The 7,902-nt window shown below is 75.1% G+C and carries 8 protein-coding genes and 1 riboswitch; of the genes, 4 read left to right on the top strand and 4 right to left on the bottom strand.

The window, feature by feature from the left end:
- Positions 1-231 precede the first annotated feature (231 nt).
- Positions 232-1,788, top strand: coding sequence for a peptidoglycan recognition protein family protein (locus EBN88_RS26805; RefSeq protein ID WP_233581005.1), 1,557 nt, complete (start codon positions 232-234; stop codon positions 1,786-1,788).
- 101 nt (positions 1,789-1,889) lie between these two features.
- Here the strand turns inward: EBN88_RS26805 and EBN88_RS26810 are convergent, their stop codons facing one another.
- The 3 genes from EBN88_RS26810 to EBN88_RS26820 form a co-directional block, all read right to left on the bottom strand.
- Positions 1,890-2,630, bottom strand: coding sequence for a hypothetical protein (locus EBN88_RS26810; RefSeq protein WP_122399630.1), 741 nt, complete (start codon positions 2,628-2,630; stop codon positions 1,890-1,892).
- A gap of 160 nt (positions 2,631-2,790) precedes the next feature.
- A complete protein-coding gene (locus tag EBN88_RS26815; RefSeq protein WP_158621545.1) occupies positions 2,791-3,813 on the bottom strand; it encodes a serine hydrolase domain-containing protein in 1,023 nt (340 codons plus the stop codon).
- A 67-nt stretch (positions 3,814-3,880) separates the two neighbouring features.
- A complete protein-coding gene (locus tag EBN88_RS26820; protein ID WP_122399632.1) occupies positions 3,881-4,108 on the bottom strand; it encodes a helix-turn-helix domain-containing protein in 228 nt (75 codons plus the stop codon).
- A gap of 148 nt (positions 4,109-4,256) precedes the next feature.
- Between EBN88_RS26820 and EBN88_RS26825 the strand changes: the two genes are divergently transcribed.
- Entirely contained in the window at positions 4,257-5,165 is a 909-nt protein-coding gene (locus EBN88_RS26825; protein WP_233581007.1) for a carbohydrate kinase family protein, read from the top strand.
- Positions 5,166-5,175: 10 nt separating this feature from the next.
- Here the strand turns inward: EBN88_RS26825 and EBN88_RS26830 are convergent, their stop codons facing one another.
- Positions 5,176-5,394 carry a dodecin gene (locus tag EBN88_RS26830; RefSeq protein ID WP_122399634.1) on the bottom strand — a complete coding sequence of 73 codons (219 nt, stop codon included), beginning with the start codon at positions 5,392-5,394 and terminating at the stop codon, positions 5,176-5,178.
- Positions 5,395-5,534: 140 nt separating this feature from the next.
- Positions 5,535-5,627, top strand: a riboswitch (ZMP/ZTP riboswitch).
- Between EBN88_RS26830 and EBN88_RS26835 the strand changes: the two genes are divergently transcribed.
- Both EBN88_RS26835 and EBN88_RS26840 read left to right on the top strand, forming a co-directional pair.
- Positions 5,599-7,101: a glycine hydroxymethyltransferase gene (locus tag EBN88_RS26835; protein ID WP_122399635.1), complete on the top strand. Its 1,503-nt coding sequence runs from the start codon at positions 5,599-5,601 to the stop codon at positions 7,099-7,101. (Overlaps the previous riboswitch by 29 nt.)
- Before the next feature lie 29 nt (positions 7,102-7,130).
- On the top strand, positions 7,131-7,838 hold the full coding sequence (locus EBN88_RS26840; protein ID WP_233581009.1) for an endonuclease V: 708 nt from the start codon (positions 7,131-7,133) through the stop codon (positions 7,836-7,838).
- Positions 7,839-7,902 lie beyond the last annotated feature (64 nt).

Consider the following 7,902-nt stretch of genomic DNA (forward strand, 5'->3'; position numbering starts at 1 on the left):
CGGCGCGGTTCGGGGCGGCCCGCCCACCGCCGCCCCGGCCCGCGCCGGAAGCGCGTCCGTCCGCGTTGCGAGGGCTGAGCGAGCGTCAGTTCCCGTTCCCCGGCGGAGCGTTCCGCAGCACGCCGGTCAACGCGCGTCATTGACATGGGCATGGCTCGGGCTGAAGGCTGGGGTCGCGCCACGCGCCCGACCCCGGGGCGCTGGCATCCCGCGACCGCGAAACGGAGAAGCGTGTTCAGACGATCTGCCCCACACAGACGGCACGGCACCCTGGCGCTGGCGGGCGTGACCCTCGCCGGCCTGCTCGCCGCCGCCCAGCCGGCGATGGCCGACCCGGCCGAGGCGGCCGACCCGATCAACGCCGCGTTCGCCGACGCCGCCGACGCCTACCAGGTCCCCCGTGACCTGCTGGTCGCCGTCGGCTACGGCGAGACCCGACTCGACGACCACGACGGCGCCCCCAGCCACGCCCGTGGCTACGGCGTCATGCACCTGGTGGACAACCCGACCCACCGCACCCTGGACGCCGCCGCCGAGGCCACCGGCCTCGACGCGGCCGAACTGCGGTCCGACACGGCGGCCAACATCGAGGGCGGCGCGGCCGTTCTACGCGCGTATGCCGACGAGTTGGGCCTGACCGCCGAGGAGCGGGCCGACCTCGACGCCTGGTACCCGGTCGTCGCCCGGTACGGCGGCGCCGAACAGGACGCCACGGCCAGGCTCTATGCCGACACGGTCTACGACCTGCTCGGCGACGGCCTCAGCGCGGTCGTGGACGGCGGCGAAACGGTCACCGTCGATCCCGTGACGGTCAACCCCGAACGCGGCGACTACGCCTCGGCCGACGTCGGCGTGCTCAGCGAGGACTACCCGCCGGCCCTGTGGGCGCCCGCCCACTCGGCCAACTACTCGACGGGCAGGACCCAGGCCATCGACACGGTGGTCATCCATGTGACGCAGGGCTCCTACGCCGGCTCGATCTCCTGGTTCCAGAACCCGGCGTCCCAGGTCAGCGCCCACTACACGATCCGCTCCTCGGACGGCGAGGTCACCCAGTCCGTCCGCGACCGGGACACCGCCTGGCACGCCAGGGGCGGCAACGCCTACAGCATCGGCATCGAGCACGAGGGGTGGGTCGACGAGCCGTCCTGGTTCACCGACGCGATGTACCGCTCCTCGGCCGCGCTCACCCGGCACCTCGCCGCCAAGCACGGCATCCCGCTGAACCGGCAGCACATCGTCGGCCATGTCGAGGTGCCCGGCAACGACCACACCGACCCGGGACCGCACTGGGACTGGGACTACTACATGGAGCTGGTCGGCGGCGACCCGGGCGAACCCGGCCCGCCCGCACTGGACTTCACCTCCTACCAGACCCTGCGGGACGGCTCCACCGGCCCGCAGGTGACCGCGCTCCAGTACCTGCTCAACCAGAACGGGCAGAACGCGGGCGCCGTCGACGGGCAGTTCGGGCCCGCGACGGGCGCGGCCGTGCGCGGCTTCCAGACCGCCAAGGGGCTGACCGCCGACGGCGTCGTCGGCCCTCGCACCTGGACCGCGCTGCTGTCGGCCGGCTCGACGCCCACGCTGAGCCAGGGCAGCTCGGGCGAGGCGGTCTCCCGCCTCCAGCGGGCGCTGACCGCCGCGCTGGGCGAAACGCTCGCCATCGACGGCCAGTTCGGCCCGAACACGGCGGCCGCCGTGCGCGAGTACCAGAGCAGTCGCGGCCTCGGCGCCGACTCCATCGTCGGCCCCCAGACCTGGGCGGCGCTCCAGGGCGGCCGCTGATCGGCCGCTGACCTGCCCGGGCGACCGGCGCACAGCGGGCCCCGGGGGCGCGCCCCCGGGGCCCACGCCCGTCCGCGCGCCGGCGCGCGACGGGACGCCGCTCAGTCGTGGTGCATCACGTCGAAGTAGTGGAGCGCCGCCTGCGCGTAGGCCAGCCGGGGGTCCAGCAGCCGGGGATCGTGGTGGTAGTCGGTCCGAAGATGGCCGAACGACAACGCCCGCCCCGCGCCCCGGCGTCGCCACACCACGCTGCGCGGGTAGCCCCAGACCACCATCTCGGCCACGTGGCCGAAGGTCAGCAGGGTCAGCAGCAGACAGCCGAGGAAGATCACCAGCCAGAGCGGGAACGTCAGCGCGAACACCAGCCAGCCGCCGACCGAGCCCCGGCGGCCGACCACGGGTGGGCTCCCGTCGGCCGGGTCGATCACCCAGGTGCAGCGGCGCCCGAACCGCGCCGGCTCGTGGGTGATCTCCGCCAGCGGCCGGTCCCGCTCGTCCACGACGCGGAAGTGCCGTGGCCAGGGCACCCGTTCCTCCGGGTGAACGGTCGCCAGCGCCGCGCCGTCCGGGCCGGTCAGCGCCAGCACCGGGTGCGGCTGCCCGCCGCCCCGCAGCCGCAGCCGTTCCTCGACCTCGGCCACCGTCACCGGGCGCGAGGCCAGCGCGCTCGCCGGCTCCGCCGCCCTCTCCTGCCCCTCGGGTGCCAACAGCCGTACGCGGGCGGCCGGTTCGGCGTCCTCGCCGCGCCGGTTCGGCCGGATCAGGAACTCCTCGCCGACCGTCCACTCGGCGGTGCGCATTCCGTCCGCGCCGGCAATGTCCACGGTGAAGCCCGTTGCCACGCCACTCCTTCGGTAGGGCCGGCCGCCACCGGCCGCGCCGTCAACGCCACTGCCGCGCGCCCACGGTACCCAGGCGCGGGCGGGCTCGCCGCGACCTTGGCCACACCTCCAACGGGTTGACGCGCGCCGCGCCCTGACCCTCCCGCAGGTCAGGACCGGGTCAACGGCGGGTCACCAGCGCGTCGACGGAGAGCCGGCCGAGCAGGTCGAAACCGGCCCGGTCCACCGAGCGGGCGTTGGCGCTGAGGATCACCACGGCGGTCTGCCGGGCCGGCGCCACCGCCAGCAGGGCGTGGTGGCCGCCGGTCCGACCGTTGGCGAAGAGCACCGCGTGCCGGCCCAGCGAGGCCGGCAGACGGGTGCCGTACCAGCCGGGATGGATGGTGTGCGCCCGGTGGATCCGCCGCTCGGTCTCGTGGGTCAACGCCACCGCCCTGCCCAACTCGCCGCTCCCATCGCCCAGTTCGACCAGCGCCAGCTTCAGCAGGTCCGCCGTCGTGGCGTGGAGCCCGCCGGCGCCGGCCAGGTCGGCGAGGTGCCAGCGCGGGCGCGGCCGGCCCGTCCGCGAATGCCCCGGCGCCAGCCGGGCCGCGCGTTCCTCGTCCAGTTCGACCCGGGTGTCCGCCATGCCCAGCGGCGCGGCGATCTCGTCCCGGATCAGCGCGTCGTAGGACCGCCCGGTGTGCCGGGCCAGCGCCAGCCCGAGCAGGCCGGCGCCGAAGTTGGAGTAGCGGAACTTCCGGCCGGGCGCGGAGCGGAGCCGGGTCGCGGCGAGTTCGGCCAGCAGCGCGTCGGCGGTGCACCGCGCATAGGGGTCGAGCGCCCCGCGCCGCCCACGCGGCATCAGCCGGTGCGGCAGCCGGGGCAAGCCGGAGGTGTGCAGGGCGAGTTGCCCCAGCGTGATGGCTCGGCCGGCGCCCTCCGGCACCCGCGCCTCAAGCAGCAGCGCGGCCAGCGGCGTCTCCCAGTCGACCGTGCCGCGCACGACGAGGCGGGCCAGGGTCAGCGCGGTGAACGTCTTGCTGACCGAGCCGATCTCGAAGAGCGTGTCGGGCGGCGCGCCGTGGAGCGCGGTCTCCTCGCCGAGCACGGCCCCCACGGCGACCGCCCCGGGGCGCCCGGCCCCGACCGCGCGCGCCGTCTCCTCGACCAGCTCCGCCAGCGTGTTCGCGGTCAGGCTCACAGAGGAACTCCCCCCGGGATCGGGCCAGTTGGTGATGGGTGACAGAGCGTCGGTTTCCGCCGGTCCGTCAGTCGGACCGGCCCAGCAGGCGGCGCCCGCCGTACTTCTTGTGCACCGCCTGGCGGCTGACCCCCAGGGCCTCGGCGATCGCGGCCCAGCTGACGCCGTCGTTGCGGGCGCGGCGCACCAGCACCGCCTCCGCCCGTTCCAGCTCGTGCCGCGCCCGCCGGGAGAGGCGCAGCGCCGCCAACGGGTCGGACGAGTCGGTGATGGGGGAGAGGTCCACCTCGGTCATGCGTCAACCATGGTTGACGGCAGGCTCTTCGTCAACCCCGGTTGACGGGCGGGCGTCCGTCGTCCCCACTTGCCCGTCCCGCCGTCCGCACCCCAGGATGGGCCGACGCCGGGCCCGAGGGACGGGCCGGCCGGGAGGAGCGTGGCACGTGACAGCTCGGGTCGCCGTGGTGGGCGAGGCCCTGGTGGATCTGCTCTGGCCGACCGGCTCCCGCACCGCCCGCGCCGTCCCCGGCGGCAGCCCCGCCAACGTCGCCGTCGGCCTGCACCGCCTCCGGCGCCCCGTCACCCTCCTCACCAGCTGGGGCGACGACCCGCCCGGCGCGCTGGTCGGCGAACACCTCGCCAGGATCGGCGTCGAGGTCGTCCGGCTGCCCACCGAAGGGCCCGCCAGGACCACCGTCGCCCTGGCCTACCTGGCCGAGAACGGCTCGGCCCACTACGACTTCCTGACCTCCTGGGCCCCCGCCGCACTGCCGCTGCCCGAGGACACCGCCGTGGTGCACACCGGCTCGCTCGCCGTCGCCGTCGACCCCGGCGCCTCCCGCGTCCTCGAACTGGCCCGCCAACAGCGCGCGTTGGGACGGATGGTCGTCGCCGACCTCAACGTCCGACCCGCCGTCCGCCCCGACCGCGCCGCCTACCGCGCCCTCGCCGAACGGCTGGCCGAGGAGGTGCGGGTGCTCAAGGCCAGCGACGAGGACCTCGGCTGGCTCTACCCCGAACGCGGCACGGAGGAGGCCGCCGAGACGCTGCGCGCGCTGGGCCCCGAACTGGTCGTCGTCACCCGGGGCCCACAGGGCGCGCTCGGGCTCACGGCGGCGCACCGGATCGCGGTCCCGGCGCCCGAGGTGCGGGTGGTGGACACCGTCGGCGCGGGCGACGCCTTCCAGGCCGCGCTCCTGGACGCCCTCGCGACACGCGGCGCCGTTCCCACCGAGCCCGAGGAGCTGCGGCGCGTGCTCACCCGTTGCGCCCGCTGCGCCGCCCTCACCTGCGCCCGCGAGGGCGCCGACCCGCCCACCCGCGCCCAGCTCGACGGGACCGAGTCCCTCTAGGTCGTGTCGGTCAGGAGCCCGTGTCCTCCAGGCGGAAGCCCACCTTCAGCCCCACCTGGTAGTGGGCCAGCCGCCCGTCCTCGATGTGGCCGCGCACCTGCACCACCTCGAACCAGTCCAACTGCCGCAGCGTGCGCGAGGCCCGCTCGATCGCGTTGCGGATCGCCGCGTCCACGCCGTCCGGCGAGGAACCGACGATCTCCGTCACCCGGTAGATGTGCTCGGACACGCTGACCTCCCGTGGCTGGACCGCCGGACCCTCTCCACGGTGCCCCAGCCACCCCGAACCCGCACCCGGAGCGGGAGCCGGCCAGGAGCGTGTGGGAGGCTGGCCGACCTTCGGCGACGGGGGTGCGCGATGCTAGTCTCGCCTCGGGTCGTGACTGGCGCGTTCGGATGGGCGAAACCATCGGGGAGCGACCCCAGCGATGCGATGTGGAGCCGTGCGCCTGGGCCGTCGCGACGTCTGCCTAGGAGGCCCGAAGTGACCACCGACAACCCGTCCCGCACGCCCGAGTCCACCGCCTTCCGCACGGCGATCGACGTGGTGCGCGGCGTCGAACCCAGGATCGCCGACGCCATCGGCGCCGAGATCGAGGACCAGCGCGCCTCGCTCAAGCTCATCGCCAGCGAGAACTACGCGTCCCCCGCCGTCCTCCTCGCCATGGGGAACTGGTTCAGCGACAAGTACGCCGAGGGCACCATCGGCCGCCGCTTCTACGCCGGCTGCCGCAACGTCGACACCGTCGAGGCCATCGCCGCCGAACACGCCCGCGAGCTGTTCGGCGCCCAACACGCCTACGTCCAGCCGCACTCGGGGATCGACGCCAACCTCGTCGCGTTCTGGGCCGTGCTCGCCCAGCGCGTCGAGCTGCCCGCGCTGGAGCGGGCCGGCGTGCGCCAGGTCAACGACCTCTCCGAGGAGGACTGGGAGCGGCTGCGCAAGGCGCTGGGCGACCAGCGGATGCTGGGCATGTCGCTGGACGCCGGCGGCCACCTTACCCACGGCTTCCGCCCCAACATCTCCGGCAAGATGTTCCACCAGCGCTCCTACGGCACCGACCCCGAGACCGGCCTGCTGGACTACGACGCGGTGCGCGCCGCCGCCCGCGAGTTCCGCCCGCTGATCCTGATCGCCGGCTACTCCGCGTACCCGCGCCGGGTCAACTTCCGCATCATGCGGGAGATCGCCGACGAGGTCGGCGCCACGCTCATGGTGGACATGGCGCACTTCGCCGGGCTCGTCGCCGGCAAGGTCCTCACCGGCGACTTCGACCCGGTGCCACACGCCCAGATCGTCACCACCACCACCCACAAGTCCCTGCGCGGCCCGCGCGGCGGCATGGTGCTGTGCGACGACTCCCTCGCCGACCAGGTGGACCGTGGCTGCCCCATGGTGCTCGGCGGCCCGCTGCCGCACGTGATGGCCGCCAAGGCCGTCGCCCTGGCCGAGGCCCGCCAGCCCGCGTTCCAGGACTACGCCCAGCGCGTGGTGGACAACGCCCAGTCCCTCGCCGACGGCCTGACCCGGCGCGGCGCCCGGCTGGTCACCGGCGGCACGGACAACCACCTGGTGCTGCTGGACGTCTCCGGCTACGGCCTCACCGGCCGCCAGGCCGAGGGCGCCCTGCTCGACGCCGGCATCGTCACCAACCGGAACGCCATCCCCCGCGACCCCAACGGCGCCTGGTACACCTCCGGCATCCGCCTGGGCACCCCCGCGCTCACCACCCGGGGCCTGACCGCCGACGGCTTCGACGAGGTCGCCGAGCTGATCGACACCGTGCTGAGCCGCACCACCCCCGGCACCGCCAAGAGCGGCAAGCCGTCCAAGGCCACCTATGTCCTCGCCGAGGGCGTGGCCAAGGAGGTCGCCGACCGCTCCGCCGACCTGCTCGCCAAGCACCCGCTCTACCCGCAGGTGGACCTCGGCTGAGCCGTTCCCGTCCCGCCCCGCCCCGTCCCGTGCCCCTCCACCTGACGCTCCCGCACACCACGCCGGCCAGCGAGGCCGAGGCCGTGGCGGTCCAACTGCGGCTGCGCGAACGGGTGGTGGCGGACTCCTCGGGCCCCGCGCCCGGGGCGCCCGGCACGGTGGTGGTCGGGGTGGACGTGGCGTACGACGACGACCGCGACCTCGTCGCGGCGGCGGCCGTGGCCCTCGACGCCGCCTCCCTGGAGGTGGTGGCGGAGGCCACGGCCGCCGGGCCCGTCGCCTTCCCCTATGTTCCTGGGCTGTTGGCGTTCCGTGAACTGCCCGCCGTGCTGGCGGCCCTCGACCGGCTGACCGTCGCGCCCGACCTGGTGGTCTGCGACGGCTACGGGCTGGCCCACCCGCGCCGCTTCGGGCTCGCCAGCCACCTGGGGGTGCTCACCGACCTGCCGACCATCGGCGTCGCCAAGAACCCGCCGCCCCTCGCCGTCCGGGAACCGCCGCGACCGCTGGCGCCGGGGCGCGGCGCCACCGCGCCGCTGCTCGACGCGGGCGACGAGGTGGGCCGGGCGCTGCGCACCCGGGACGGGGTGCGGCCGGTGTATGTCTCGCCCGGCCATCGCACGACGCTGGACGACGCCTGCGCGCACACCCTCCCACTGACCGTGGGTGTCCGGCTCCCCCAGACCACCCGACTCGCGGACCGGCTCTGCCGCGACACGTTGGCCTCCGGCGGTTGAGGGGGGTACGGCGGGGGAGCGCTGCGCGCTCCCGCCGCCGGCCGCTCGCGCGCCGAGCGCGGGC

The organism is Streptomyces triticirhizae (assembly GCF_003696235.1).
Taxonomy (GTDB): Bacteria; Actinomycetota; Actinomycetes; order Streptomycetales; family Streptomycetaceae; genus Streptomyces; species Streptomyces triticirhizae.